Origin of the sequence: Streptomyces sp. NPDC053431 (genome assembly GCF_044544925.1) — a bacterium.
GTDB lineage: Bacteria > Actinomycetota > Actinomycetes > Streptomycetales > Streptomycetaceae > Streptomyces.
Genome location: NZ_JBITXX010000001.1, coordinates 881,576 through 907,441, shown reverse-complemented (window position 1 = coordinate 907,441; position 25,866 = coordinate 881,576). Strand labels below are relative to the sequence as shown.

General features: G+C 70.5%; 22 protein-coding genes and 1 riboswitch. Of the genes, 7 read left to right on the top strand and 15 right to left on the bottom strand.

Annotated features, from left to right (window positions below):
• Window positions 1-125 precede the first annotated feature (125 nt).
• Window positions 126-1,490: an NYN domain-containing protein gene (locus ACIGXE_RS03995; RefSeq protein ID WP_399742602.1), complete on the bottom strand. Its 1,365-nt coding sequence runs from the start codon at window positions 1,488-1,490 to the stop codon at window positions 126-128.
• Between the two features lie 45 nt (window positions 1,491-1,535).
• Window positions 1,536-1,778, bottom strand: a complete 243-nt coding sequence (locus tag ACIGXE_RS03990; RefSeq protein ID WP_128976779.1) for a hypothetical protein — start codon at window positions 1,776-1,778, stop codon at window positions 1,536-1,538.
• Between the two features lie 151 nt (window positions 1,779-1,929).
• On the opposite strand from ACIGXE_RS03990, the gene ACIGXE_RS03985 reads away from it, so the two are divergent.
• Together ACIGXE_RS03985 and ACIGXE_RS03980 are read left to right on the top strand one after the other, a co-directional pair.
• Complete coding sequence (locus ACIGXE_RS03985) at window positions 1,930-2,658, top strand: rhomboid family intramembrane serine protease (protein WP_399742598.1); 729 nt, start codon at window positions 1,930-1,932, stop codon at window positions 2,656-2,658.
• Window positions 2,659-2,712: 54 nt separating this feature from the next.
• A complete protein-coding gene (locus tag ACIGXE_RS03980; protein ID WP_365347309.1) occupies window positions 2,713-2,994 on the top strand; it encodes an Lrp/AsnC ligand binding domain-containing protein in 282 nt (93 codons plus the stop codon).
• A 70-nt stretch (window positions 2,995-3,064) separates the two neighbouring features.
• Here the strand turns inward: ACIGXE_RS03980 and ACIGXE_RS03975 are convergent, their stop codons facing one another.
• From ACIGXE_RS03975 to ACIGXE_RS03950, 6 genes are all read right to left on the bottom strand, one after another.
• A complete protein-coding gene (locus tag ACIGXE_RS03975) occupies window positions 3,065-4,537 on the bottom strand; it encodes an aminotransferase class V-fold PLP-dependent enzyme (RefSeq protein ID WP_399742595.1) in 1,473 nt (490 codons plus the stop codon).
• 180 nt (window positions 4,538-4,717) lie between these two features.
• Window positions 4,718-4,834, bottom strand: a riboswitch (SAM riboswitch).
• A gap of 99 nt (window positions 4,835-4,933) precedes the next feature.
• A complete protein-coding gene (gene trpD / locus ACIGXE_RS03970) occupies window positions 4,934-5,998 on the bottom strand; it encodes an anthranilate phosphoribosyltransferase (protein WP_399742592.1) in 1,065 nt (354 codons plus the stop codon).
• A gap of 137 nt (window positions 5,999-6,135) precedes the next feature.
• Window positions 6,136-7,761, bottom strand: a complete 1,626-nt coding sequence (locus ACIGXE_RS03965) for a cytochrome bc complex cytochrome b subunit (RefSeq protein ID WP_399742589.1) — start codon at window positions 7,759-7,761, stop codon at window positions 6,136-6,138.
• A complete protein-coding gene (locus tag ACIGXE_RS03960) occupies window positions 7,758-8,810 on the bottom strand; it encodes a Rieske 2Fe-2S domain-containing protein (RefSeq protein ID WP_399742585.1) in 1,053 nt (350 codons plus the stop codon). The genes ACIGXE_RS03965 and ACIGXE_RS03960 overlap by 4 nt, the downstream gene beginning before the upstream one ends.
• A complete protein-coding gene (locus ACIGXE_RS03955) occupies window positions 8,807-9,616 on the bottom strand; it encodes a c-type cytochrome (RefSeq protein WP_399742582.1) in 810 nt (269 codons plus the stop codon). Before ACIGXE_RS03955 ends, ACIGXE_RS03960 begins: the two co-directional genes overlap by 4 nt.
• Window positions 9,617-9,688: 72 nt before the next feature.
• Window positions 9,689-10,309 carry a heme-copper oxidase subunit III gene (locus ACIGXE_RS03950; RefSeq protein WP_399737802.1) on the bottom strand — a complete coding sequence of 207 codons (621 nt, stop codon included), beginning with the start codon at window positions 10,307-10,309 and terminating at the stop codon, window positions 9,689-9,691.
• 187 nt (window positions 10,310-10,496) lie between these two features.
• On the opposite strand from ACIGXE_RS03950, the gene ACIGXE_RS03945 reads away from it, so the two are divergent.
• Window positions 10,497-10,898 (top strand): hypothetical protein, encoded by a 402-nt coding sequence (locus ACIGXE_RS03945; protein WP_399742579.1) that lies wholly within the window; start codon window positions 10,497-10,499, stop codon window positions 10,896-10,898.
• A 36-nt stretch (window positions 10,899-10,934) separates the two neighbouring features.
• Here ACIGXE_RS03945 and ACIGXE_RS03940 read toward each other — a convergent pair whose 3' ends face one another.
• The 4 genes from ACIGXE_RS03940 to coxB form a co-directional block, all read right to left on the bottom strand.
• Window positions 10,935-12,191 (bottom strand): Ig-like domain-containing protein, encoded by a 1,257-nt coding sequence (locus ACIGXE_RS03940; RefSeq protein WP_399742576.1) that lies wholly within the window; start codon window positions 12,189-12,191, stop codon window positions 10,935-10,937.
• 113 nt (window positions 12,192-12,304) lie between these two features.
• Window positions 12,305-12,703: a cytochrome c oxidase subunit 4 gene (locus ACIGXE_RS03935; protein WP_399742573.1), complete on the bottom strand. Its 399-nt coding sequence runs from the start codon at window positions 12,701-12,703 to the stop codon at window positions 12,305-12,307.
• Window positions 12,700-14,436 carry a cytochrome c oxidase subunit I gene (ctaD, locus tag ACIGXE_RS03930; RefSeq protein WP_399742570.1) on the bottom strand — a complete coding sequence of 579 codons (1,737 nt, stop codon included), beginning with the start codon at window positions 14,434-14,436 and terminating at the stop codon, window positions 12,700-12,702. Before ctaD ends, ACIGXE_RS03935 begins: the two co-directional genes overlap by 4 nt.
• Window positions 14,433-15,398: a cytochrome c oxidase subunit II gene (gene coxB, locus ACIGXE_RS03925; RefSeq protein ID WP_399742567.1), complete on the bottom strand. Its 966-nt coding sequence runs from the start codon at window positions 15,396-15,398 to the stop codon at window positions 14,433-14,435. The genes ctaD and coxB overlap by 4 nt, the downstream gene beginning before the upstream one ends.
• A gap of 278 nt (window positions 15,399-15,676) precedes the next feature.
• On the opposite strand from coxB, the gene ACIGXE_RS03920 reads away from it, so the two are divergent.
• On the top strand, window positions 15,677-17,062 hold the full coding sequence (locus ACIGXE_RS03920) for a cysteine desulfurase/sulfurtransferase TusA family protein (protein ID WP_399742564.1): 1,386 nt from the start codon (window positions 15,677-15,679) through the stop codon (window positions 17,060-17,062).
• 738 nt (window positions 17,063-17,800) lie between these two features.
• Here the strand turns inward: ACIGXE_RS03920 and ACIGXE_RS03915 are convergent.
• Complete coding sequence (locus tag ACIGXE_RS03915) at window positions 17,801-18,775, bottom strand: carbohydrate kinase family protein (RefSeq protein ID WP_399742561.1); 975 nt, start codon at window positions 18,773-18,775, stop codon at window positions 17,801-17,803.
• 131 nt (window positions 18,776-18,906) lie between these two features.
• Here ACIGXE_RS03915 and ACIGXE_RS03910 point away from each other — a divergent pair, with 131 nt between their 5' ends.
• Both ACIGXE_RS03910 and ACIGXE_RS03905 read left to right on the top strand, forming a co-directional pair.
• Complete coding sequence (locus ACIGXE_RS03910; protein WP_399742558.1) at window positions 18,907-19,113, top strand: hypothetical protein; 207 nt, start codon at window positions 18,907-18,909, stop codon at window positions 19,111-19,113.
• Between the two features lie 81 nt (window positions 19,114-19,194).
• Window positions 19,195-20,658 carry a hypothetical protein gene (locus tag ACIGXE_RS03905; RefSeq protein WP_399742555.1) on the top strand — a complete coding sequence of 488 codons (1,464 nt, stop codon included), beginning with the start codon at window positions 19,195-19,197 and terminating at the stop codon, window positions 20,656-20,658.
• Between the two features lie 102 nt (window positions 20,659-20,760).
• Here ACIGXE_RS03905 and ACIGXE_RS03900 read toward each other — a convergent pair whose 3' ends face one another.
• Window positions 20,761-21,117, bottom strand: a complete 357-nt coding sequence (locus ACIGXE_RS03900) for an iron-sulfur cluster assembly accessory protein (protein WP_019885637.1) — start codon at window positions 21,115-21,117, stop codon at window positions 20,761-20,763.
• Between the two features lie 237 nt (window positions 21,118-21,354).
• Here ACIGXE_RS03900 and nadA point away from each other — a divergent pair, with 237 nt between their 5' ends.
• Window positions 21,355-22,542 carry a quinolinate synthase NadA gene (gene nadA, locus ACIGXE_RS03895; RefSeq protein ID WP_399742552.1) on the top strand — a complete coding sequence of 396 codons (1,188 nt, stop codon included), beginning with the start codon at window positions 21,355-21,357 and terminating at the stop codon, window positions 22,540-22,542.
• Between the two features lie 73 nt (window positions 22,543-22,615).
• Here nadA and ACIGXE_RS03890 read toward each other — a convergent pair whose 3' ends face one another.
• Window positions 22,616-25,765, bottom strand: a complete 3,150-nt coding sequence (locus ACIGXE_RS03890; RefSeq protein WP_399742550.1) for an efflux RND transporter permease subunit — start codon at window positions 25,763-25,765, stop codon at window positions 22,616-22,618.
• Window positions 25,766-25,866 lie beyond the last annotated feature (101 nt).

Genomic DNA, 25,866 nt, shown 5'->3' with positions numbered 1-25,866 from the left:
TCAAATCCCAAGGGGTAAATTCTCGCCCGCTCAACACATTATTTACGCGCATCCCACGGGTAGTAGCGGCCACTTGACCCTCTGCGGATCAAAAAACGGGCAATCGGGACACAGGTGACGAGAGGTCACGAGAGACGCGAAAGGCGCTTCAGCAACAAGGCGGACGCGACCGGCCGCGCACCGGACTTGGCGACCCCGTCGGCCACCTCGCGGTCGGTGGAGACCACCACCACCGGGCGCCCCGGCGGCTCCGCCCGCACCAGCTGCCGGATCAACTCGTCGGCGGTGACCCCGGGCTTGGAGAACAGCACGCGCACCCCGCGGGGCGGCGCGAGCAGCACCGGCGCCGCCAGCTCGGCCCCGTCGAAGACACAGGTGATCTCCGCGCCGGAGCGGGCCGCGAGCGCGGAGAGGCCGCCGAGCAGCCGCAGCCGCTGCTTCTCCAACGGCATGGTCGGGTAGCCGGTCTTGGTGACGTTGTAGCCGTCGACCACCAGATGCGCCTGGGGCAGTTCGAGCAGCTGGTCCAGGAGCGCGGGGTCGGTCTCGGACAGGGCGCGGGCCGCGATGTCCTTCGGGGACATCCGGCCGGGCTCGACCGCGTCCACGGTGTCCGCCGGATGCATCGACACGGGGGGCAGGGCGAGTTCACGGCGCAGCCCCTGCGCGGCGTCGAGCACCGTGTCCAGGAGCAGCCGCAGCCGCATGTCCTCCACCGAGCGGCCCTCACGGGCGGCCCGCCGGCTCGCCTCCAGGGCGGCCTCCACCTCGCCGAGCCGGGCCTTGAGCCGCCGGCTCTCGCTCTCGGCGGCCGACACCTGGGCGGCGGCCTCGGCCTTCGCGGCGTCGATCTCGGCCTGGACGCGCCGCAGCGCGGCCTCGCCGCGCTTCACGTCGCTCTGGGCGCTGCGCAGCTTCCGGTGAAGCGATTCCGCTTCCTTGCGGGCGGCCTCCAGGTCGTGCCGGAGCTGCTCGGTCTCGGCCCGGGTGCGCTCCTTCGCGCCCGCGACCTCCTCGCGCAGCCGCTCCAGCTCGCGGCGGCTCGCCTCGTCGGCGCGCTCGGCGTCGGCGCGCTCGGCCTCCTCGCCGGCGGCGGCCACCAGCTTGCCCCAGCCGGCCGGGCGCAGCACATAAGCGGCCGCGGCGACGTCGACGGGGTCGGCGGCGGCGGGCGGGGCGCCGGACTCGACGGCGCCGGCCAGCTCGGGCTGGGCCTCCTTGACCCGTTCCCCGATCCGCTGCCGGAACAGCGGATCGCTCTCCAGGGCGGCCGCCATCGCGTTCCCGGCGAACTTGGCCCGCCGGGAGGCGGTGAAGCGGGCGTACTGCCGCAGCGGGGCGGGCAGCTCGGAGACCGTCAGACCGCCGAAGGCGTCCGCGACGAGCGCGACGACCTTCCGTCGTACGGCCTCGGGCAGGGGGCGGTCGAGCGCCTCGGCAGCGCCGTCTGCCGAGCCCGCCGGCTCATCACCGTGCGCGGGCTGCTCCACGATCCGTCACCCCTCTCCCTGTCGTCGCCCTCGCCGGGCCGCTTCTCAGGAAGCGGCGCCGGGCCTGTCCACCAATTCGATCTGGTCCACCGCGTTGCACCAGCGGCAGCGCACGGACTCGATGGTCTCACTGACCACCTCGCGCTCCTCCACCTTCGGTTCTCCGGCGAGGTCCAGATGGACGTACTCCACGACCTTGGACGAGCGGGTCACGTCGAAGCGGGTCAGGTTGCCGCAGAGAGTGCAGCGCCAGCGGGTTTCGGCGGTCGGCAGGGGAACCGTCGTCATCGTGCCGTCCTCTTTCCGTACGAGGCTTTACGGGCCCGCGGTGCGCCGTCGAACTGCGGGAGTACTGCCCGTAACCCTACGGCCTCCCGGGTCTCCCGTGTCACGGCGAGGCACTCTGTCCAGGTGGGCCCCGGTACGCCATGATCTGTCCATGATCGACTGGCGGGGCGCGGCCCTCGGCGCCTGGCGGGGCGCCCGGAACGGGCCGACCGTGACGTACGGACTCATCGCCGCCTGCGTGCTGCTGTTCGCCGCCGGCCCGGTGTCGGGCCTCAATCCCGGATACGGCACGGGCGACACCCTGCTCGCGGCGCAGAGCGCGTACTTCCACCGCTGGGGGGTGATCCCGGCGGACCTCCTGCGGGGCGATCCGCGCACCCTGCTCACCCCGCTGACCGCCCTCTTCGTGCACGGCAGCTGGCTGCACCTGCTCGGGAACATGCTGTTCCTGTACGTCTTCGGCGCGATGGCCGAGGAGCGGATGGGGGCGGCCGCGTTCGGCCTGTTCTACCTGGGCTGCGGCTGTCTGGCGCTGCTCGGGTACGCGGCGGCCCACGCCGACAGCGGACAGACCCTGGTCGGGGCCTCGGGGGCGATCTCCGGGATGCTCGGCGCCTTCCTCTACCTCTTCCCGCGCTCCCGGGTGACCAGCCTGTTCCCGTTCCTCTTCTTCCTGCCTCTGCGCTTCCCGGCCTGGATCGTGCTGATCTTCTGGTTCGTGCTGCAGTGGCTGGCCGCGCGCTCGGCGGGGCCGGGACCGGGGGTGGCGTACCTGGCGCACGTCGTGGGGTTCGGGATCGGGTTCCTCTACGCCTGGGCGCGCTACCGGGCGAAGGGAGGGGCTCGCGAAGCGATGCGCCGGCAGGGTGGTGGCGGGTGACGGGCGGGCTAGAGTGAAGCCACCAGCCGCGGCCACCGAGGGAGAAAGCCAGCCGTGATCACCGCGATCGTGCTCATCAAGACCAGCGTGGACCGGATCCCCGAGATCGCCGAGGCCATCGCCGCGATCGACTCGGTCAGCGAGGTCTTCTCGGTCACCGGCACCTACGACCTGATCGCCATGGTGCGGGTGGGGCGCCACGACGACCTGGCCGACATCATCCCCGGCCAGATCTCCAAGATCCCGGGCGTCGAGGGCACCGACACGCACGTCGCCTTCCGCGCCTATTCCCAGCACGACCTGGACGCGGCCTTCGCCATCGGCCTGGAGTCGTAGCCCCGCGCACCGAACGACGAAGCCGGCCTCTCCCCCGCGGGAGGCCGGCTTCACCCGTACGAGGGACAGATCAGCCGCGGTCCGGGACGCAGCGGCCGTCCTCGGTGCGGTACTTCCACCGGGCGCCGTCGCGCACCAGCTCCTTCACCGCGCCGACGAACCGCTCCACGTGCTCGTCGGGCGTGCCCGCGCCGAAGCTCACCCGGATGGCGTTGAGCGACCCCTCGCCGGGGGCCGCCTCGGGGGCGCCGCACTCGCCCTGGTCCTGCGGGTCGCTGCCGAGCAGGGTGCGCACCAGCGGGTGGGCGCAGAACAGGCCGTCGCGGACGCCGATGCCGTACTCCGCCGAGAGCGCGGCCGCGAAGTGGGAGCTGTTCCAGCCCGCCACGACGAAGGAGAGGACGCCCACGCGCTCGGCGTCGTCGCCGAAGAGCGAGAGCACCCGCACCTCCGGGACCTCGGCCAGACCCTCCCGGACCTTCGCGATCAGGTGCCGCTCGCGGGCGACGAGCCGGTCGAAGCCGGCCTCGGTGAGCGCCCTGCAGGCGGAGGCGATGGCGTAGACGCCGATGACGTTGGGCGAGCCGGCCTCGTGCCGGGCCGCGGTGGTGTGCCACTCCACGTCCACACCACCGTCGGCCCGGCGGGCCACCTTGCGGGAGGCTCCGCCGCCCGCGAGGTAAGGCTCCGCGTCCTGGAGCCAGTCGGCCCGGCCCGCGAGGACGCCGGAGCCGAACGGGGCGTACAGCTTGTGCCCCGAGAAGGCGACCCAGTCGACGTCCGACTCCCGTACCGAGACGGGGTGGTGGGGCGCCAGCTGGGCGGCGTCCAGGACGATCCGCGCGCCGTGCGCATGGGCGGCGGCGGCGAGTTCGCGCACCGGCCACAGCTCGCCGGTGACGTTGGAGGCGCCGGTCACGCAGACCAGCGCGGGCCCGTGGGGGTCGCGGTCGGCGAGCGCGCGCTCCAGGGTCTCGACGGCCTGGCGCGGGGTGCGCGGCGCGTCGAGGTAGGTGACCCGGGCGTCGCGCCAGGGCAGCAGCGAGGCGTGGTGCTCGGTCTCGAAGACGAAGACCTGGCACTCGGCGGGGATCACCTGGGCGAGCAGGTTGAGCGAGTCGGTGGTGGAGCGGGTGAAGACGACCTGGTCGCCGGGGCGGCAGTCGAGGAACTCGGCGACGGCGGTCCGGCTGTTCTCGAAGAGGTCGGTGGAGAGCTGGGAGAGGTACCCGGCGCCGCGGTGGACGCTGCCGTAGTACGGGGCGTACGCGGCGACGTCGTCCCACACGCGCTGGAGCGCCGGGGCGCTGGCCGCGTAGTCGAGCGCCGCGTAGCTGACCTCGCCGCCGGTGACCAGCGGGACCGTGACGTCCCGGCCGAGGACCGGCAGCGGGGCGTCGCAGCAGGGGTCGGAGTCGGCGCAGGCGGCGGGGGCCGCGGTCGCGGTCGTGGAGACGGCGGGGGCGGCGGTCGCGGTCCCGGCGGCGGCGGAGCCGGCGGTGGCGGTGGCGACGGACGAGGAGGCGTTCGGGCGTGCGGACATGACGGTATCTCCCGGCATAAAAGGGGCGCGAAATGGCGTGAAGGGGCCCGCGCGGCGGCAGCGCGAAGAGGGCGCCGCGGACGGGTGGTGGTGGAGAAAGGGGCCGGAGGCCCTAGCGCATTCGCTTGCTCACGAGACACTGCTCCCTAGAGGACCAAGGACCCCAGGGTTGTGCGCAGGGGTCCGCGCTTGCCGCAGGCTTCTGCACATGCGGCCTGGTCTTCACCCGGGGCACCCCGCCACGGACGGAGGGTTGCCGGACAGCCAGCCGGGGCTTTGTCGCTGTCACTCATGACCTGGCACAGAACCTATGTCAGTCGATCACGACGCCGCAACCCCGTCCCGGCATCCGGGACGGGGTCGACACACGGCGTTCATCTGTGCCCGCGGGCACGCTCAGGCGTTGCTGGCGGCCACCCACCGCTCCAGGGCCCGCAGGGCGGCGCCCGAGTCGATGGACTCGGCGGCCTTCGCCATGCCCGCGCGCAGCTGCTCCGCCAGGGTGCCCTCCCCCGGCTCCAGGGCGGTCAGCGCCGCCGCCGCGTTGAGCAGCACCGCGTCCCGTACGGGTCCGGTCTCGCCGGCCAGCAGGCGCCGGGCCACGTCCGCGTTGTAGGAGGCGTCGGCGCCGCGCAGGTCCTCCAGGGTGACGAGCTCGAGGCCGACGTCGCGCGGGTCGAAGCGCTCCTCGGTCACCGTGCCGCCGCGGACCACCCACACGCGGGAGGTCGAGGTGGTCGTCAGCTCGTCCAGTCCGTCGTCGCCGCGGAAGACCAGGGCGGAGTTGCCGCGCTCGGCGAGCACCCCGGCCACGATCGGCGCCATGCGCGGGTCGGCGACGCCGACGGCCTGGGCCCGCACCTTGGCCGGGTTGGTGAGCGGGCCCAGCACGTTGAAGGTGGTGCGGATGCCGAGCTGGCCGCGCGCCGCGGCGACGTGCCGCAGCGACGGGTGGAACTTGACCGCGAAGCAGATCGTGATGCCCGCCTCCTCGGCGACCTCGGCGACCCGCTGCGGGGTCAGCTGCAGGTTGATGCCGAGCTTCTCCAGGACGTCGGAGGAGCCGGAGGCGGAGGACGCGGCCCGGTTGCCGTGCTTGACGACCTTCACCCCGGTGCCGGCCACCACGATGGACGCCATCGTGGAGATGTTCACCGTCTTGGCGCCGTCGCCGCCGGTACCGACGATGTCGACGGCCGGGCCGGGCACCTCGATCACGTTGGCGTGCTCGTACATGGTCCGGACGAGACCGGTGATCTCCTCCACCGTCTCGCCCTTGGCCCGCAGGGCCACCATGAAGCCGGCGATCTGCGCGTCGGTCGCCTCGCCGCGCATGATCAGGTCCATCGCCCAGGCCGTGTCGTCGGCGGACAGGTTCCGGCCGTCGAGCAGCCCGTTCAGGAGGACGGGCCAGGAGCGGCCCGCCGCGGTGTCGCCTCCAGCGGGGTTCACAGCGCTCATGGTCGCTCCAGATGTGTAGACACGGACCTCAAGGGTTGCCTCCCACCCTATCGATCTCCGGGAACGGCAAAGAGCCCCGTCCATCGAATGGACGGGGCTCTCGCCGTGGCGACCTGTGTCAGGAGGTCAGCAGGTGATCAGTGGTGGCCGTGGCCGCTCTGGATCTCCTTGTACTCCTCGACCGTGGGCTTGGCGATCTGGTTGTCCGCGCCGTAGTAGCCCTTGTTGAGCTTGACCCGGAGCTTCTCCATACGGCCGATCTTGCGCTCCACGCCGTTCTCGTCGACGGCCGGCGGCAGCTCGGCCGGCTCGTACTGCTCGTGCGCCGTGAGCCGGTGCCGCTCGCCCTGGCTGAGCGGCTGGTGCACCTCGACGAACTCACCGTGCGGCAGGCGCTTGATGATGCCGGACTCGCGCCCGTGCAGCACCTTGTCCTTGTCCCGGCGCTGCAGGCCGAGGCAGATCCGCTTGGTGACGATGAACGCGATGACCGGTCCGACGAAGAAGAAGATCCGGACGAACCAGGTGATCGAGTTCAGCGACAGGTGGAAGTGCGTCGCCCAGAGGTCGTTTCCACCACCCACGAGCATGATCATGTACGCGGTGATCCAGGCGACACCGAAGGCGGTGCGCGTCGGAGCGTTGCGCGGGCGCTGCGCGATGTGGTGCTCGCGCTTGTCGCCCGTGATCCAGGACTCGATGAACGGGTAGACCGCGATGGCCGCGAGGACCGCCGGGAAGATCGCCAGCGGGATCATCACGCCGAGGACCAGCGTGTGGCCCCACAGGTTGATCTCCCAGCCCGGCATGACACGGATCAGACCCTCGGCGAAGCCCATGTACCAGTCGGGCTGGGCGCCGGTGGACACCTGGTCCGGGCGGTACGGGCCGATCGCCCAGATCGGGTTGATCGAGGCGAGGGCCGCGATGATCGCGATGAGACCGAAGACCAGGAAGAAGAAGCCTCCTGCCTTGGCCATGTACACCGGCAGCAGCGGCATGCCGACGACGTTCTTGTTCGTACGGCCGGGGCCCTCGAAGTGCGTGTGCTTGTGGACGAACACCAGGATGAGGTGCGCGACCACGAGGCCGAGCATGATGCCCGGGAGCAGCAGCACGTGCGCCGAGTAGAACCGGGCGACGAAGTCGCCGCCGGGGAACTCCCCGCCGAACAGGAACATCGACAGGTAGGTGCCGACGATCGGGACGGACAGGATCGCGCCCTGCATGAAGCGCACACCGGTGCCGGAGAGCAGGTCGTCCGGGAGCGAGTAACCGGTGAAGCCGGTGAACATGCCCAGGAAGAACAGCAGGAAGCCGAACAGCCAGTTGATCTCACGCGGCTTGCGGAACGCGCCGGTGAAGAACACGCGCATCATGTGCACGAACATGCCGGCGAGGAAGATCAGCGCCGCCCAGTGGTGGATCTGCCGGATGAGCAGACCACCGCGCACCTCGAAGGAGATGTGCATGGTCGAGTTGAACGCCTCGGACATCAGCTGTCCCTGGAGCGGGACGTACGGTCCGGCGTACTCCACCTCGTTCATCGACGGGTGGAAGAACAACGTCAGGTAGACGCCCGTCAGGATGATGATGAGGAAGCTGTAGAGGCAGACCTCGCCCAGCATGAAGGACCAGTGGTCCGGGAAGATCTTCCGCATGTTGGCCTTGGCCAGCGTGTAGATCCCCAGGCGACCGTCGGCCCAGTCGGCGATCCGCTCACCGGCGGGCGCCTTCTTCTGCGTATTGGTCACAGTGCTCATCCGCGCTCCCAGAAAGCAGGACCGACGGGCTCTTCGAAGTCGCCGTGCGCCTCCAGGAAGCCCTTGTCGTTCACGCCGATCCGCAGCTGCGGGAGGGCGTGGCCGGCCGGGCCGAAGATGACGCGGGCGCCGTCGGACAGGTCGAAGGTGGACTGGTGGCACGGGCAGAGCACGTGGTGCGTCTGCTGCTCGTACAGGGAGATCGGGCAGCCGACGTGGGTGCAGATCTTCGAGAAGGCGACGATGCCGTCGTGCGACCACTCGAGCTCGCGCTTGTCCTTGATGTCCTCCGGCTGGATCCGGACGATCATCAGGGCGGCCTTGGCGATCTCGGTCTGGAAGTGGTGGTCGTGCTCCTCCAGGCCCTCGGGCTTGGCGAAGGTCAGCGAACCGACCGCGACGTCCTCGGGACGCAGCGGCTCGTTGGTGTTCATGTTGATGAGCAGCTTGCCCTTGGCCCACAGGGTGGAGCGCAGCTTCTTCTCGGGCAGCGGACCCATGTCACGCAGCAGCATCACGCCGGAGAGCGGCACCAGGGCCAGCGCGCCGAACATCGTGTTGCGGATCAGCTTGCGGCGGCCGAAGCCGGACTCGGCGGCACCCGCCGCGAAGTCCGCCATGACCTTCGCCTTGACCTCGGGAGAGGCCTCCATCGGGTGACGCTCGTCGGCGACCTCGACATCGGACATCAGGGTGCGGGCCCAGTGGACCGCGCCGGCGCCGATGAAGAACAGGGCCGCGCCCAGCGTCAGACCCAGGGCGAAGTTGAGCGCGGACACCCGGCCGAAGGGCCAGATGTACACGATCTTGTCGACCGGGAAGATCACGTACGAGGCGATGAAGCCGATCGTGGCCAGCATCGACAGCGTGAACATGAACGCGACCGCGCGCTCGGACCGGCGAGCGGCCCGCTCGTCGATGTCCTGGATGCGCGGCTTGTGGGGCGGGAGGCCCGGGTCGGCGAACGGGTCGTCGGCGACCTTCACCGCGCCGTGCGCGGTGGCCTGCTCGGTCGGCAGGTTCTCTTCTGGATTCTCTTGGGTACTCATGACTTCTTGGCCTTAGCGGTGTGGGCGGCGACCCAGACGGCAACTGCGATCAGCGCGCCGAGACCGAAGACCCACGCGAACAGACCCTCGCTGACGGGGCCGAGGCCACCGAGCTTGAGACCACCCGGGCTGTCGGACTTGTCGCTGTTCACGGCCTGGACGTAGGCGATGATGTCCTTCTTCTGCTTCTCCGGCATCGTCGTGTCGGGGAAGGAGGGCATGTTCTGCGGGCCCGTCTGCATGGCCTCGTAGAGGTGCTTCGGGTCCACGTCCTCGAGGGACGGGGCGTACTTGCCGTAGGTCAGCGCGCCGCCCTCACCGGTGAAGTTGTGGCACTGGGCGCAGTTGGAGCGGAACAGCTCGCCGCCCTTGGCGATGTCGGCGCCCTCAGGGCTGTACTGGCCGGCCTTCGGCGTGATCGGGCCGGCACCGAGGGAGGCGACGTACGCCGCGAGCTGATCGATCTCAGCCTGCGAGTAGATGACCTTCTTCCTCGGGATCTGGGCGCCCGGCTGCTGCGCCGGCATACGGCCGGTGCCGACCTGGAAGTCCACGGCCGCCGAGCCCACGCCGACCAGGGACGGGCCGTCAGAGGTGCCCTGACCGCCGGTTCCGTGGCAGCTGGCGCAGCCGACGGAGTAGAGCTTCTTGCCCTCCTCGATGGCGAGGGACTGGGCGGTTTCATCGGCCTTCGCCGTGCCCGCGGGCGCGAACGCGGCGTACAGCCCCCCAGTTGCCGCCAGCGCGAGAAGTAGGACGACGACCGCCGCCAGCGGATGGCGTCGTCGTGCGGAGAGCTTTTTCACGGATTACCCCGGTGTCAGGATCTTCTGCGTCGATGCTTGCTGGATGTGTCTCCGCCCGGAGGCGGAGCCCGATTACTTGATCAAGTAGATCGTGGCGAAGAGGCCGATCCAGACGACATCGACGAAGTGCCAGTAGTAGGACACGACGATGGCGGCGGTTGCCTGCTCGTGAGTGAACCTCTTGGCGGCGTACGTCCGGCCGAGGACCAGCAGGAAGGCGATGAGACCGCCCGTCACGTGCAGGCCGTGGAAGCCGGTGGTCAGGTAGAACACCGTGCCGTACGGGTCGGAGGACAGCGAGAGGCCGTCCTTCTTGACCAGCTCGGTGTACTCGAAGACCTGGCCGCCGATGAAGATCGCGCCCATCACGAAGGTGATGACGAACCACGTCCGGAGCTTCTTCACGTCGCCCCGCTCGGCGGCGAAGACGCCGAGCTGGCAGGTGAGGGAGGAGAGCACCAGGATCGTGGTGTTCGTCGCGGAGAACGGAAGGTTCAAGGCCTCGGCCTTTTCCGCCCAGAACTCCGCGCCCATCACGGATCGCAGGGTGAAGTACATCGCGAAGAGGGCCGCGAAGAACATCAGCTCGGAGCTCAACCAGATGATGGTTCCGACGCTGGTGAGGTTCGGTCGATTGACCGACGGGTGCGCGTGCCCGGTATCTACTGTCGTTACTGTCGCCACGACCGACATTATGTCGGTCGCTTATCCCGCCCTCACTCCGGGGGGTGCCGTTCGGAGTGTCCGGGGCGCGTGTCCTGCCCGAACGGCCCATCCGTGGGCCCCCTCGGCACCCTTCGAACAGGTGTTGAACGGGTGTTGACGGGGTGTGGACCGGAGTAGCATCCGCGCAACGACCGACCACCTTCACGGAGGAACGATGCAGTCGAGCGCCACGGTCCTGGTCTACAGCGACGACGCGAACACGCGTGCGCAGGTCCGTCTCGCGGCCGGGCGCAGGCCCGCCGCCGATGTTCCCCCGGTCGAGTTCGTCGAGTGCGCGACGCTGCCCGCGGTCCTGGCGGCGCTGGACGAGGGCGGCATCGACGTGTGCGTGCTCGACGGCGAGGCGGTGCCGGCCGGCGGCATGGGCGTCTGCCGGCAGATCAAGGACGAGATCTTCCGGTGCCCCCCGGTCCTGCTGCTGATCGGCCGCCCGCAGGACGCCTGGCTGGCCACGTGGAGCCGTGCGGACGCCGCGATCACCCTTCCGGTGGAACCGGTGGATTTCGCGGCGTCCCTGGCGTCGCTGCTGCGTTCGCGCCTGTCGGTCGCCTCCTAGGGGCCCCTCCGGGGGCGGCCCCGGGGGCCGCTCGGCCTAGATGGAGGGCCGCAGCCGGGCCTTGGCGTCCTCGGTGACGGTCGGGTGTCCGCCGTCCGTCACCAGGGCGCTGCCCTGGCGCCACTTGTCCCAGTCCAGGTTCCAGTCGCCGAAGCCGTTGCCGAAGGTGTCCATCGTGGCGCCGAAGCTGTTGACGACGCGGACGATGTCGCCCGGGCTGACGGTCTTGAAGAACCAGGCCGCGTTGTCGGTCGACATGCCGACACAGCCGTGGCTGACGTTGTCCACGCCCTGGGAGCCGACGGACCAGGGGGCGGCGTGCACGTACTCACCGCTCCAGGTGACCCGGGTCGCGTAGTAGACGGGCAGGTCGTACGACTCGGAGCTGCCCTCCGCGATGCCGACGGTGGTGCTGCGCATCCGGACGAAGTACTCCTTGCCCAGCACCACTTTGATCCCGTTACGGGTGGAGAAGCCCGGTTTTCCGGTGGTCACCGGAATGGTGTTGATCACTTCTCCGTTCCTGCGCACGGTCATGTAGTGCGACCCGGCGTCCGCGACAGCTTCTATACGGTCGCCGATGGTGAGCTTGAGCGGCTTGGACGCGCCGCCGTAGAGCTTGTCGCCGACCTTGAGGCCGTCCAGCGTGCCGGTGACGCTGACGGTCGCGCCGGCGGGCCAGTACTCCTTCGGACGGAAGTGCAGCTTCTTGTCGTCCACCCAGTACCAGGAGCCCTCGACGGCCGGTACGGAGCGGACCTTGAGGGCCCGTTCGACGACCGCGCGGGCCGCCCGGTCCTTCACCGGGAGGCTGAGCTCGGCGGTGATGGGCTGTCCGACGCCGTACTTGCCCGCCTGCGGGCCGAAGGTGGCGGTGAGGGCCCGTTTGGCCGGTGCCGTCTCGAAGGTGAACGTACGGGCCCCTGGGGCGCCGTCCGCGTCCTCGGTGGACACCCGGACGGTGTAACGCACGCCGGCCGCCAGCGCGGCCGTGGAGCGCCACTTGTGCCCGTCCGCGGTGAGCTCGCCGGCCAGGTGGTGGCCCGACTCGTCGGTGGCGGTGACGTCGGTGATGCGCCCGTCCTCGCCCTTGGCGCTGATCTCCAGCGGCTTCTCGGGGTCGGCCTTCCGCCCGTCGGCGGGGGCGTTGAAGGAGACCTCGTCCGCCGCGTCGTAGGGCCTCGCCGACAGCGGATGGTCCCCGGAGCCGGCACACGCGGCGGCGCCCGCGGTGACGGTCAGGGCCAGAAGAGTGCAGATCGGAACAGTCCGAATGCGCGGCGTGTCGTTCATGACTTCACGCTAAGAACTTTCCTCACGCCCGGCGCGCCGAGTGCGTGCAAACGAGGGGCCCGGTCGCTTCGAGTCGAAGTGACCGGGCCCCTCGGGGGTGTTACCGGGTACTGCTACTGGTTCTGGTTCTCACCGCGGTAGAACTCGAACACCCAGCCGAAGATGCCGACCAGGATCAGCGGGGCCGAGAAGTACAGGATCCACCAGCCCATCGCGATGGCGAGGAAGGCGAGCGCACCGCCGACGGCCAGCGAGAGCGGCTGCCAGCTGTGGGGGGCGAAGAAGCCCACCTCGCCGGCCTCGTCCGCGACGTCGGCCTCCTTGTCGTCCTGCGCCATCGCGTCGACCCGCTTGGCCGTGAAGGCCAGGTAGTAGCCGATCATGATGCACAGGCCGAACGCCAGGAACAGCGCCGTCGTACCGACCGGCTCCTTCGACCACACGCCATAGACGACCGCCATGGCGAGGACGAAGACGCTCAGCCAGATGAACATCTTGCCCTGGATCTTCACTTGCCGGTCTCCTTGCCGCCGGTGAGGGCCGCCACCTCGTGAGGCTTGTTCTCGAGCTGGTCGAGAGCCGCGATCTCGGGGTGGTGCAGGTCGAACGCCGGGGATTCGGAACGGATCCGCGGCAGGGTGAGGAAGTTGTGCCGCGGCGGCGGGCAGGACGTCGCCCACTCGAGCGAACGGCCGTAGCCCCACGGGTCGTCGACCTCGATCTTCTTGCCGTACTTGGCGGTCTTCCAGACGTTGTAGAGGAACGGCAGGATCGACATGCCGAGCAGGAACGACGAGATCGTCGAGATCGTGTTCAGCGTGGTGAAGCCGTCGGCGTCGAGGTAGTCCGCGTAACGACGCGGCATGCCCTCGGCACCCAGCCAGTGCTGCACCAGGAACGTGCCGTGGAAGCCCACGAACAGCGTCCAGAAGGTGATCTTGCCGAGGCGCTCGTCGAGCATCTTGCCGGTGAACTTCGGCCACCAGAAGTGGAAGCCGGAGAACATCGCGAAGACCACGGTTCCGAAGACGACGTAGTGGAAGTGCGCCACCACGAAGTACGAGTCGGAGATGTGGAAGTCCATCGGGGGCGAGGCCAGGATGACGCCGGTCAGACCACCGAAGGTGAAGGTGATCAGGAAGCCGACGGCCCAGAGCATCGGGGTCTCGAAGGACAACGAGCCCTTCCACATCGTTCCGATCCAGTTGAAGAACTTCACGCCGGTCGGTACGGCGATGAGGAACGTCATGAAGGAGAAGAACGGGAGCAGCACGCCACCGGTGACGTACATGTGGTGCGCCCACACGGTCACGGACAGACCGGCGATCGCGATGGTCGCGGCCACCAGACCGATGTAGCCGAACATCGGCTTACGGCTGAAGACCGGGATGACCTCGGAGATGATGCCGAAGAACGGCAGCGCGATGATGTACACCTCTGGGTGTCCGAAGAACCAGAAGAGGTGCTGCCACAGCAGTGGTCCGCCGTTGGCCGCGTCGAAGACGTGGGCACCGAACTTGCGGTCCGCCTCCAGGGCGAACAGCGCGGCCGCCAGGACCGGGAAGGCGAGCAGGACCAGGACACCGGTCAGCAGCACGTTCCAGGTGAAGATCGGCATGCGGAACATCGTCATGCCCGGAGCGCGCATGCAGATGATCGTGGTGATGAAGTTGACCGAACCGAGGATCGTGCCGAAGCCGGAGAAGGCCAGACCCATGATCCACATGTCGGCGCCGACACCCGGCGAGCGGACCGCGTCCGACAGCGGGGAGTAGGCGAACCAGCCGAAGTCGGCCGCACCCTGCGGGGTGAGGAAGCCGGCCACGGCGATGATCGAGCCGAAGAGGTACAGCCAGTAGGCGAACATGTTCAGCCGCGGGAACGCCACGTCGGGCGCGCCGATCTGCAGCGGCATGATCCAGTTCGCGAAACCGGCGAACAGCGGCGTCGCGAACATCAGCAGCATGATCGTGCCGTGCATCGTGAACGCCTGGTTGAACTGCTCGTTCGACATGATCTGCGTACCCGGACGGGCCAGCTCGGCGCGCATGAAGAGCGCCATCAGGCCGCCGATGCAGAAGAAGGCGAACGACGTGACCAGGTACATCGTGCCGATGGTCTTGTGGTCGGTGGTCGTCAGCCACTTCACCACGACGTTGCCGGGCTGCTTGCGGCGTACCGGGAGCTCGTTCTCGTACGAGTCCTCAGCCGCGGCCGCCCCGTGGGGTTCGTTGAGGATGCTCACAGTTGCTTCTTCTCCGCGTTCCTGGCCGGGTCCGTCTGCGCAATGCCCGACGGGATGTAGCCGGTCTGCCCCTTCTCCGCCAGCTCCTTCAGGTGCTGCTGGTAGCGCTCCGGGGAGACCACCTTGACGTTGAAGAGCATCCGGGAGTGGTCGACGCCGCAGAGCTCGGCGCACTTGCCGCGGAACGTGCCCTCACGGGTCGGGGTGACCTCGAAGGCGTTCGGGTGACCCGGGATGACGTCCTGCTTCATGAGGAAGGGGACCACCCAGAAGGAGTGGATGACGTCACGGGAGGTCAGGATGAACCGGACCTTCTCGCCCTTGGGCAGCCACAGGGTCGGGCCCGGGTCGCCGTTCTGCGGGTTCCGGGTGCCCGGGATGCCGTAGTCGTAGACGCCGCCGGCGTTGTCCGGCAGCGCGTCCTTGTACCGGTCCGGAAGCGTCGCGAGGTTCGGAGCCTTCTTGGCGTCGCCGGGGACACCGGGCACGTTCTCGATGTAGTTGAAGCCCCAGCTCCACTGGTAGCCGACCACGTTGACCGTGTGCGCCGGCTTCGGGGTGAGCTCGAGGAGCTTCGACTCGTCTCGCGCGGTGAAGTAGAAGAGCACCGAGACGATGATGAGCGGGGTGACCGTGTACAGCGCCTCGATGGGCATGTTGTAACGGGTCTGCGGAGGTACCTCGACCTTGGTGCGGCTGCGCCGGTGGAAGATGGTGGCCCACAGGATCAGGCCCCACACCAGGACGCCGGTGGCGAGCGCAGCCGCCCACGAGCCCTGCCAGAGGGAGAGGATCCGCGGAGCCTCCTCCGTCACCGGGGTGGGCATGCCAAGGCGGGGGAAGTCTTCCCAGTTGTACGAGCAGCCAGTGGCTGTCGCCAGGATCAGGCCCGCAGTCAGCACCTGCGGCAGCTTCCGCCGCATCGGGCGCCGCGACGAGCGGTCGGAGCCGTTGGGACTCACGTAGCGCCTTCCCGAGAGTCTCGGCCCGCGTTGGTCGGCCACGGCCGTCCGTCTCGCTGGTCGGTCGCCGCCCCGGCCGCGGGCAGGGGTTTGGATGTTTATGCGGACCAAACCCTACTGGACGCTATTTGGGGTCGCGCGGGGAGGGTGCCCAACGCGCCGTCCGGGCCCCCGAAGGGGTGGACTCCTTCCTTCCGCGGGCGGGTTCCAGGGGCCCGATCGGCGGCGCGGACGGGGCTTCTGACGGCCCCTTACCAGGCAGGCTCTACGGTGGTCGGATGCCGTACTTCGACGCCGCCAGCGCGGCTCCGCTGCACCCCGTCGCCCGCCAGGCGCTGCTCGCCTCCCTGGACGAGGGCTGGGCCGATCCCGCCCGGCTCTACCGGGAGGGGCGGCGGGCCCGGATGCTGCTGGACGCGGCGCGGGAGGCCGCGGCGGAGGCGGTGGGGTGTCGCCCGGACGAGCTCGTCTTCACCCCTTCGGGGACGCGCGCGGTTCACGCCGGCATCGCCGGGGCGCTCGCGGGGCGCCGGCGGGCCGGGGACCGGCTCGTGGTGTCGGCGGTCGAACACTCCTCCGTGCTGCACGCCGGCGAGGCGTTCGCGGCGGCGGGCGGGACGGTGACCGAGGTGCCGGTGGGGCGGACCGGGGCGGTGGACCCGGCGGTCTTCGCGGCCGCCCTCGACTCCCGTACCGCGCTCGCCTGTCTGCAGTCGGCCAACCACGAGGTGGGCACCGAGCAGCCGGTGGCCGAGGTCGCGGCGGCCTGCCGGGCGGCCGGGGTGCCGCTCCTGGTGGACGCGGCGCAGTCGCTGGGCTGGGGGCCGGTGCCGGAGGGCTGGTCGCTGCTCGCGGCGAGCGCGCACAAGTGGGGCGGCCCGGCGGGGGTGGGGCTGCTCGCGGTGCGCAAGGGTGTCCGGTTCGCCCCGCAAGGTCCCTCGGACGAGCGGGAGTCGGGGCGGGCGCCCGGCTTCGAGAACCTGCCGGCGATCGTGGCGGCGGCGGCCTCGCTGCGGGCGGTGCGGGCGGAGGCGGCGGCGGAGGCGGCGCGGCTGCGGGGGCTGGTGGACCGGATCCGGGCGCGGGTGCCGGAGCTGGTGCCGGACGTGGAGGTGGTGGGCGATCCGGTGCGCCGGCTCCCCCACCTCGTCACCTTCTCCTGTCTGTACGTCGACGGGGAGACGCTGCTCGCCGAGCTGGACCGGAGGGGTTTCTCCGTTTCATCCGGTTCGTCCTGTACGAGTTCGACGCTGACGCCCAGCCATGTGCTGCGCGCGATGGGGGTGCTGAGCGAGGGCAATGTCCGCGTGTCGCTCCCGGCGGGGACCTCGGAGGAGGACGTGGACGGCTTCCTCGCTCTGCTGCCGGATGTCGTCGGCGCCGTGCGCGACCGGCTCGGCGCCCCGCGCCCGGCCGCCGTGACCGGCGGCGCGTCCGACACGCTCGTGGTCGACGCCCTCGGGAAGCGCTGCCCGATCCCGGTGATCGAGCTCGCCAAGGTGATCGGCGAGGTGCCGGTGGGGGGACTGGTGACGGTGCTGTCGGACGACGAGGCGGCTCGGTTGGACATTCCGGCGTGGTGCGAGATGCGGGGCCAGGAATACATGGGTGAGCATCCGTCGCCGTCCGGCGGCACGGCCTACGAGGTCCGCCGCCGCACCTGACCCCGCCGGGCCCGCGCCCGTACGGCGCGCGCCCGCCGGCCCGGCCCACGCCCGTACGGCGCGCTCGCCCCGCCGGCCTGCCCGCGCAACGCCCGGCGCCGCCGCACCTGACCCCGAACGCGCCCATGCGGCGCGCTCGCCCCGCCGGCCCGGCCCGCGCAACGCCGGCGCGCGCCGTCCCGCTGCGGCGGGAGGGGTGGGCACACGGGACCGCGCCGGGCGGCGCGCCCGCCCCACCGTCGCGTGGGGCGCCCGCCTCGCCGCCCTCCGTGTGGGCAATCGTCCCGCCGGGGCGGGACGGGTGGGCACACGGGACCGCGCCTGGCGGCGCGCCCCGCTCCCTGTACCTACGCCCACCCCTCACGACGCCGCGCCCTCCAAGCGGGCGTCAAGGCGCGGAAGCCTAGGCGCGGCAAGGCGCGATGTTCCGTTGTGCCCACCCGTTCCGCCCCAGCGGAACGACTGCCCACAACGGGGACGGCCGGGCGCAGCCCCGCAACGGCTGGGCGCAGCCCGAGCGGGGCGAGCGCAGCCGGCGGCGCAGCCCCGCGGCGGCGGGTGGACCGGCGGCGCAGCCCGAGGGGCGAGCGCAGCCGGCGGCGCAGCCCCCAGCGGGGCGGCCACAGCCGGCGGCGCAGCCCCAGTGGGGCGGGCGCAGACGGTGGTGTGGCCCCGCGGCGGGACCGGTCGTGGGGGGTGAGGGGGCGCAGCCGCTCGTGGGGGCGGCTGCGCGGGGGGTCAGGAGAGGTGGGACTGGACTTCGGTGGCGGCCTCGTCGCCGTACGCCTTGGTGAAGCGCTCCATGAAGTTCGCGCGGCGCAGGGTGTACTCCTGGGTGCCCAGCGTCTCGATCACCAGCGTGGCGAGCATGCAGCCGACCTGGGCGGCACGCTCGTGGCCGACGCCCCAGGACAGACCGGTCAGGAAGCCGGCCCGGAAGGCGTCGCCGACACCGGTCGGGTCCACCTTGGCCTCCTCCTCCGGGCAGCCGACCTCGATCGGGTCCTCGCCGACCCGCTCGATGCGCACGCCGCGCGAGCCGAGGGTGGTGACCCGGTGGCCGACGCGGCCCAGGATCTCCTCGTCGGTCCAGCCGGTCTTGGACTCGATCAGGCCCTTCTCGTACTCGTTCGAGAAGAGGTAGGTCGCACCGTCGAGCAGCGTGCGGATCTCCTCGCCGCCCATCCGCGCGATCTGCTGCGAGAAGTCGGCCGCGAAGGGGATCTCGCGGGTCCGGCACTCCTCGGTGTGGCGCAGCATGGCCTCCGGGTCGTCGGCGCCGATGAGGACCAGGTCGAGCCCGCCCACGCGGTCCGCGACGGCCTTCAGCTCGATCTGCCGGGCCTCGCTCATGGCGCCGGTGTAGAAGGAGCCGATCTGGTTGTGGTCCTTGTCGGTGGTGCACACGAAGCGGGCGGTGTGCAGGACCTCGGAGATGCGGACGGAGCCGGTGTCCACGCCGTGCCGGTCGAGCCAGGCGCGGTACTCGTCGAAGTCGAAGCCGGCCGCGCCCACCAGGATCGGCCTGCCGCCAAGCTGTCCCATGCCGAAGGAGATGTTCGCCGCGACGCCGCCCCGGCGGACGTCGAGGTTGTCGACCAGGAACGACAGCGAGACCGTGTGGAGCTGGTCCGCCACGAGCTGGTCGGCGAACCGGCCCGGGAAGGTCATGAGGTGGTCGGTGGCGATGGAGCCGGTGACTGCGATTCGCACGGCTGGACGCTCCTGCGGAGAGGACGGTAATGACAGTTCACGCTACCGGCTGCGGGCCCGGAATCCGAACAGGGGAAACTACCCCAGAGTAGGGCTTTTGCCCGAAGGTGGAGCGTGCGTACGGTGCGCCCATGACCCAGCACACCGCTCCTCGTGAGCCCCAGGAGTCCGAGTTCAGCCTCGCCGAGCTGTGCGGGGACAGCGCGCGGATGGCCCCGCACTGGGTGATCCCGTCCGAGCCCGCGGCCGCCCCCGTCTCCCCCGCCCTGATCCACGGAGTGGACGTGCCGGCCGATTCGGCCCGGCTGATCGCGGCCACCTCCGAGTACGGGATCTGAGGACAACCGGAACCGCTCGGGCGTCGTTCCCGTCCCAGAGGTGTCTTCCGCAAGGGATGCCACGGTCTGGAGGAGCGCGCGGTGAGCAGCAGTACGGAGAACCGGCCCAGGAAGCGTGGTCCGCTCCTGGTCGCCTCGGTGGCGGCGGGAGTGCTTCTCGTGGGCGGTGGGGGCGTCTACTACGCCGCCACGGCCTCGGGTGACGGCGGTGGCGGCGAGAGCGCGGCGAAGGACGCGCCCGCCGCTCCCCCGCCGCTGCGCCTGGGCGAGCGGAGTGGCGGTGCCGGGATCGCACCGGGCGAGCCCGACCCGGGCGGCGATCCCGCCGGGACCGTCTACAAGGCCAAGGGCCCCCTCCCCCCTGGGCCCTCCTCGGCCGCGGTCCACCGGCCCGAGGGCCGGGTCACCTCGGCGGAGGTGACCCGGCTGGCGGCGGCGCTCGGCCTCGCGGGCACCCCGCGGCTGGTGGGCGAGGTGTGGCAGCTGACGCCGGAGAAGGACGGCTCGGGGCTGCGGCTGGACGTCTCGGCGAAGGCTCCGGGCAGCTGGACCTTCAGCCGGTACGAGGGCGGGCCGGTGGGCGACACCTGCCTGAAGGGCAAGGCCTGTCCGCCGCCCGGCGAGGCGAAGCCCTCGCGCGGCGGCTCCCCGGTGAGCGAGGCCGCGGCGAAGGCGGCGGTCGCACCGGTCCTCAAGGCGATCGGCCAGGACGACGCGAAGCTGGACGCGCACCAGGTCATGAACGGTTCGGAGCGGGTGGTCAACGCCGATCCGGTGGTGGGCGGCCTGCCCACGTACGGCTGGTCCACCGGGATCCACGTGGGCCCCGACGGCTCCCTGGTGGCCGGCAGCGGTCGGCTGAAGGAGCCCGCGAAGGGCGACACGTATCCGGTGATCAGCGCGAAGAAGGCACTGGCCGAGCTGAACGAGGACGCGAAGGGGACCGGTCCGATCGGGATCGGCGGCTGCGCCACGGATCCGCCGGCGGGCACCGACCAGTCCGGTGGAAAGCCGGAGGCGAAGCCGCGGGTCCCGTGTCGGGTCGCCGAGGACGCCGGGCCGCCGCACGAGGTGGCGGTCACCGGAGCGGTCTTCGGTCTGGCCGCGCAGTACGTGGACGGTGAGCAGGCGCTCGTACCGGCCTGGCTGTTCGCGGCGCGGGACGACGTGCCCGGCAGCGCGCCGTACACGGTGGTGCGGACGGCGGTGGACGCCCGCTATCTGGCGCCGCCGGCCGGGACCTCCCCCACGCCGACGCCGACGGAGGGGACCGCGCCCGAGCGGCAGATCTCCTCGTTCACGACGGCCCCGGACGGCCGGAAGCTGTCGGTGACCTTCTGGGGCGGGGTGTGCAGCACCTACACGGCGACGGCCGAGGAGACCCCGCAGAAGGTCGTGGTGCGGATCAGCGAGAAGGCGATCGACCCGGACCGGGCGTGCATCGCGATGGCAGCGGAGTTCACCCGGACGGTGACGCTGCGGGCGCCGCTGGGCGACCGGCCGGTCGTGGACGGGGCGAGCGGACAGCCCGTGCCCCGGCCGTGAGTCCGTCGCCGCATGAGACGCGGTGAGAAGCGCGTGAGGGCGGCACCCGGAAGTCCGGGTGCCGCCCTCACGCGCGTGCGTCAGGCTCTGAGGGCCTCAGGCTTAGCTGAAGCTGTCGCCGCAGGCGCAGGAGCCGGTGGCGTTCGGGTTGTCGATGGTGAAGCCCTGCTTCTCGATGGTGTCGACGAAGTCGATCGAGGCGCCGCCGAGGTACGGAGCGCTCATGCGGTCGGTGACGACCTTCACGCCGCCGAAGTCCTTCACGACGTCGCCGTCGAGCGAGCGCTCGTCGAAGAACAGCTGGTAACGCAGGCCGGAGCAGCCACCGGGCTGAACGGCGACGCGCAGCGCCAGGTCGTCACGGCCCTCCTGGTCGAGCAGGGCCTTGACCTTGGCCGCGGCGGCGTCGGACAGGAGGATGCCGTCGCTGACAGTGGTCTTCTCGTCCGATACGGACATCTGCTTCTCTCCCGGGTTGGTACGGAGACTGCTTGCCGACGGTTGCAACCGGCGGGGCCGCGGATTCATTCCGGGCCGAGGCGTGTCTTCTCCCTTTCATGCTCGCACACCGTGTCCAGAGACGCGGAAGGCGAATTCGTCACATCGACACTATGGACATCGTCAAAGTGACGTGAACCGGTTATGATAGATAGCGTCATTTAGACGAAAAGGCTTGTCGAGCTCACCGTAGAAAGGGTGCGTGACGTGACCACCGCCCAGCCCCTGGACGTCCAGCCGACGCCGCTCGCCCTTCTCCTGCTCGGCCGGGAGGCCGACCCCAAGAGCGAGCGCGGCGTGGAGTGCCCCGGCGACCTCCCGTCGCCCTCCGACCCCGACCTGGTGGAGCGCGCCCGCGCCGCCAAGGAGAAGCTCGGGGACAAGGTCTTCGTCCTCGGGCACCACTACCAGCGTGACGAGGTCATCCAGTTCGCCGACGTCACCGGTGACTCCTTCAAGCTCGCCCGCGACGCCGCCGCCAAGCCGGAGGCCGAGTACATCGTCTTCTGCGGTGTGCACTTCATGGCCGAGTCGGCGGACATCCTGACCACCGACGACCAGAAGGTGGTCCTGCCCGACCTCGCCGCCGGCTGCTCGATGGCCGACATGGCCACCGCCGAGCAGGTCGCGGAGTGCTGGGAGGTGCTGACCGAGGCCGGCATCGCCGAGCAGGTCGTGCCCGTCTCGTACATGAACTCCTCCGCCGACATCAAGGCCTTCACCGGCAAGCACGGCGGCACCATCTGCACCTCGTCGAACGCGAAGAAGGCCCTGGACTGGGCCTTCGAGCAGGGCGAGAAGGTGCTCTTCCTGCCGGACCAGCACCTGGGCCGCAACACCGCCGTCCGCGACATGGGCATGTCCCTGGACGACTGCGTGGTCTACAACCCGCACAAGCCGAACGGCGGTCTGACCGCCGAGGAGCTGCGCGGCGCGAAGATGATCCTGTGGCGGGGCCACTGCTCGGTGCACGGGCGCTTCAGCCTGGACTCGGTCAACGACGTGCGCGAGCGCATCCCGGGCGTGAACGTGCTGGTCCACCCCGAGTGCAAGCACGAGGTCGTGGCCGCGGCCGACTACGTGGGCTCCACGGAGTACATCATCAAGACCCTGGAGGCGGCCCCGGCCGGCTCGAAGTGGGCGATCGGCACCGAGCTGAACCTGGTCCGCCGCCTGGCGAACCGGTTCGCCGACGAGGGCAAGGAGATCGTCTTCCTCGACAAGACGGTCTGCTTCTGCTCGACCATGAACCGGATCGACCTGCCGCACCTGGTGTGGACCCTGGAGTCCCTGGCGGAGGGCAACCTGGTGAACCAGATCCAGGTCGACAAGGAGACCGAGTCCTTCGCCAAGCTCGCCCTGGAGCGGATGCTGGCTCTGCCGTAACGATTCCTCGGTACGGACGCACGAAAGGGGCGCCCCGCACGCGCGGGGCGCCCCTTTCGTCATGCCCTGGGGGTCAGAGGTCCAGGACGTCCAGCAGCGTCGCGTCCGCCGGGGTGACGTCCGGCTGCTCCGGGTTGATCGTCCCGTCGCCCTTCTTCCCCTTCTTCCTCGCCGCCTTCTTCTTCGCGCGGCGCTCCTTGCGGAGCTCCACCATCGCGTAGAGCGTCGGGACGAGCAGGAGGGTCAGCAGTGTCGAGGTGATCAGACCGCCGATCACCACCACGGCCAGCGGCTTGGCGATGAAGCCGCCCTCGCCGGTGACGCCGAGCGCCATCGGGAGCAGCGCGAAGATCGTCGCCAGGGCGGTCATGAGGATCGGCCGCAGCCGGTGCCGGCCGCCCTCGATCACCGCTTCGACCACGCCCAGGCCCTGGGCCCGGTACTGGTTGATCAGGTCGATCAGGACGATCGCGTTGGTGACCACGATGCCGATCAGCATCAGCATGCCGATCATCGCCGGGACGCCCATCGCGGTGCCCGTCGCGACCAGCAGGCCGATCGCGCCGGTCGCCGCGAACGGGATGGAGACCAGCAGGATCAGCGGCTGGACCAGCGACCGGAAGGTAGCGACCAGGAGCATGAAGACGATCGCCACGGCCGCGAGCATCGCCAGGGCCATGCTGCTCGCCGCCTCGGCCTGGTCCTCGGAGACGCCGCCCACGGTGGCGGTGGCGCCCTCCGGGAGGTCGAGGCCGTTGAGCTTGGTCTGGAGCGCGGCGCTGACCTCGCCGGTGTTGTCGGTGGTCGGCTTGGCCGTGATCGTCGCCGCGCGGGCGCCGTCGATCCGGGTCATGGAGACCGGGCCGGGCACCAGCTCGACGGCCGCGATGTCGCCCAGCGTGACCGGGCCGATCGGCAGCGCCTTCAGCTCGGCCAGGGTGGTGGCCGGCTTGGCCGAGGTGATCAGGACGTCCCGCTCGGTGTCGTCGAGGGTCGCCTTGGCGGCCGGGATGCCGCGTACCGCCTGGGAGACGATCAGACCGAGGGTGGCGTCGTCGAAGCCCGCGTCGGCGGCCTTCGCGTTGGCCTTCACCGAGATCCGGGGCACCGACTGCGACAGGTCGCTCTGCACGTCGGTGACGTTCTTCAGCTCCGCCACCGCGCTCCTGACCTGCTCCGAGGCCTTCTTCAGGACCGCCGGGTCGCCGGCCTTGACGACCACGCTCAGGTCCTGGTTGCCGAAGCCGTCACCGGCCGCGATGGTGGTGTCGCCGATGCCGTCGAGCCTGCCCAGCGCCGCGTCGATCGCGTCGCGGGTCTCCTCGTACGAGGCGGAGTCCTCCAGGGTCACCTGGAAGGAGGCCTGGTTCGAGCCGGTGCCGCCGCCGAAGGCCGCCATGAAGCCGGACGAGCCGACGGTGACCTGGTAGTCCTTGACGCCCTTGGTGCCGGCGAGGACCTTCTCGACCTTCTTCGCGGCCTCGTCCGAGGCGGCGAGGCTGGTGCCGGGCGCCAGCTTCTGCTTGACCGTCAGGACCTGCTGCTCGCCCTGGTCGAAGAAGTTGGTCTTCAGCAGCGGGGCCATGCCGAAGGTGACGACCAGGACCACGAGGGCGATGGCCAGGCTGGTGAGGCGCCGCCGGGTCGCGAAGCGCAGCACCGGCACGTACGCGCGCTGCAGCCGGCTGCGGTTCTCCTTCTCCTCGGCCAGCCTGCGGGCCTCCTCCGGGTCCTGCGAGGTGCCCTTGGGGGCGCGCAGGAACCAGTACGAGAGGACCGGGACGACCGTCAGCGAGACCAGCAGGGAGGCGAGCAGCGCCGCCGTGACGGTCAGGCTGAAGGAGCCGAACAGCTCGCCGATCATGCCGCCGACCAGGCCGATCGGCAGGAAGACGGCCACGGTCGTGAGGGTCGAGGAGGTGACCGCGCCGGCGACCTCCTTCACCGCCGTGACGATCGCGGTCTCGCGCTCCTCGCCGTAGCCGAGGTGCCGCTTGATGTTCTCCAGGACCACGATCGAGTCGTCGACGACCCGGCCGATGGCGATGGTGAGCGCGCCGAGGGTCAGCACGTTCAGCGACAGGTCACGGGTCCACAGCACGATCAGGGCGAGGACGACCGAGAGCGGGATGGAGACAGCGGTGACCAGCGTGGAGCGCAGCGACGCGAGGAAGACCAGGATGACGAGGACGGCCATGACGAGACCGAGCGCGCCCTCCGTGGTGAGACCGGAGATCGACTTGGCCACGGCCGGGCCCTGGTCGGAGACCACGGTCAGCCGGGCGCCCGCGCCGAGGTCCTCGCGCAGCCGGGGCAGCTTGTCCTTGACCGCGTCGGAGATGGCGACGGCGCTGCCGTCCTTGTCCATGGTGGCCATGACGGCGAGGCTCGGCCGGCCGTCGGTGCGGGTGATGGCGACGCGCCGCGACTCCTCCTGCCGCACGGTGGCGACGTCGCCGAGGCGGACCGCCCTGCCCCGCTCGGGCTTGATCCGCAGGTCCTGGATCTGCCGCAGCGAGGTGTAGCCGCCGCCGACCTGGACGGTACGGCTCTTGCCGGCCTCGGAGAAGGCGCCGGCGGGCATGGTGCCGCCGCCGTTCTTGAGCGCCTCGGCGAGCTTCGCCGGGGTCAGGCCGGCCGCCGCGAGCTTGCGGTCGTCCGGGGTGACGGAGACCTGGAGGTCCTGCACGCCGTCGACGGTGACCTGGGCGACGCCGTCGATGTCCTCCAGGACCGGGACGACGGTGCGCTCCAGCTGGTCGGCGAGGGCCTGCTGGTCCTTGTCCGAGGTGACGGCGAGGACGACGGTCGGGATGTCGTCGGTCGAGCCGGCCACCACCTGCGGGTCGACCGAGTCGGGCAGCGAGGCCCGGGCCCGGTTGACGGCCTGCTGGACGTCGGCGACGAGCTGCTTGGTCCCCTCGTCCCCGTAGTCGAAGCTGGCCATGATGACGGCGCTGCCCTCGGAGGCGGTGGACGTGATGCCCTTGATGCCGTCGACGGCCTTGAGGTTGTTCTCCAGCGGCTGCACGACCTGCTTCTCGACCACGTCGGGCGAGGCGCCCTGGTACGGGGCGAGGATCGAGACCATCGGGAGCTCGATCGAGGGGAACAGCTGCTGCTTCAACTGAGGGATCGCGATCGCTCCGAAGAGGAGCGCGACGAGGGACATCAGCCCGATCAGGGCCCGTTGCGCGAGGCTGAATCTGGACAGCCAGGACATGGGGACTCTCTTCTGTGGCGTACTCGGCGGCCGGACACCCTCAGGGGCCCCCAGGGGTGTCCGCTTATACGATCAGCCACGCGAAGGGCCCGATCCTCGGC

Excerpts from the sequence above, each read along its gene's own strand:
- trpD (WP_399742592.1), bottom strand. The coding sequence starts at position 5,998 with ATGAGCGCTGTGAACCCCGCTGGAGGCGACACCGCGGCGGGCCGCTCC.
- ACIGXE_RS03965 (WP_399742589.1), bottom strand. The coding sequence starts at position 7,761 with ATGAGCACTGTGACCAATACGCAGAAGAAGGCGCCCGCCGGTGAGCGG.
- ACIGXE_RS03950 (WP_399737802.1), bottom strand. The coding sequence starts at position 10,309 with ATGTCGGTCGTGGCGACAGTAACGACAGTAGATACCGGGCACGCGCAC.
- ACIGXE_RS03910 (WP_399742558.1), top strand. The coding sequence starts at position 18,907 with ATGACCCAGCACACCGCTCCTCGTGAGCCCCAGGAGTCCGAGTTCAGC.
- ACIGXE_RS03985 (WP_399742598.1), top strand. The coding sequence starts at position 1,930 with ATGATCGACTGGCGGGGCGCGGCCCTCGGCGCCTGGCGGGGCGCCCGG.
- ACIGXE_RS03890 (WP_399742550.1), bottom strand. The coding sequence starts at position 25,765 with ATGTCCTGGCTGTCCAGATTCAGCCTCGCGCAACGGGCCCTGATCGGG.
- ACIGXE_RS03960 (WP_399742585.1), bottom strand. The coding sequence starts at position 8,810 with ATGAGTACCCAAGAGAATCCAGAAGAGAACCTGCCGACCGAGCAGGCC.
- ACIGXE_RS03900 (WP_019885637.1), bottom strand. The coding sequence starts at position 21,117 with ATGTCCGTATCGGACGAGAAGACCACTGTCAGCGACGGCATCCTCCTG.
- ACIGXE_RS03975 (WP_399742595.1), bottom strand. The coding sequence starts at position 4,537 with ATGTCCGCACGCCCGAACGCCTCCTCGTCCGTCGCCACCGCCACCGCC.
- ACIGXE_RS03920 (WP_399742564.1), top strand. The coding sequence starts at position 15,677 with ATGCCGTACTTCGACGCCGCCAGCGCGGCTCCGCTGCACCCCGTCGCC.
- ACIGXE_RS03945 (WP_399742579.1), top strand. The coding sequence starts at position 10,497 with ATGCAGTCGAGCGCCACGGTCCTGGTCTACAGCGACGACGCGAACACG.
- ACIGXE_RS03990 (WP_128976779.1), bottom strand. The coding sequence starts at position 1,778 with ATGACGACGGTTCCCCTGCCGACCGCCGAAACCCGCTGGCGCTGCACT.
- ACIGXE_RS03940 (WP_399742576.1), bottom strand. The coding sequence starts at position 12,191 with ATGAACGACACGCCGCGCATTCGGACTGTTCCGATCTGCACTCTTCTG.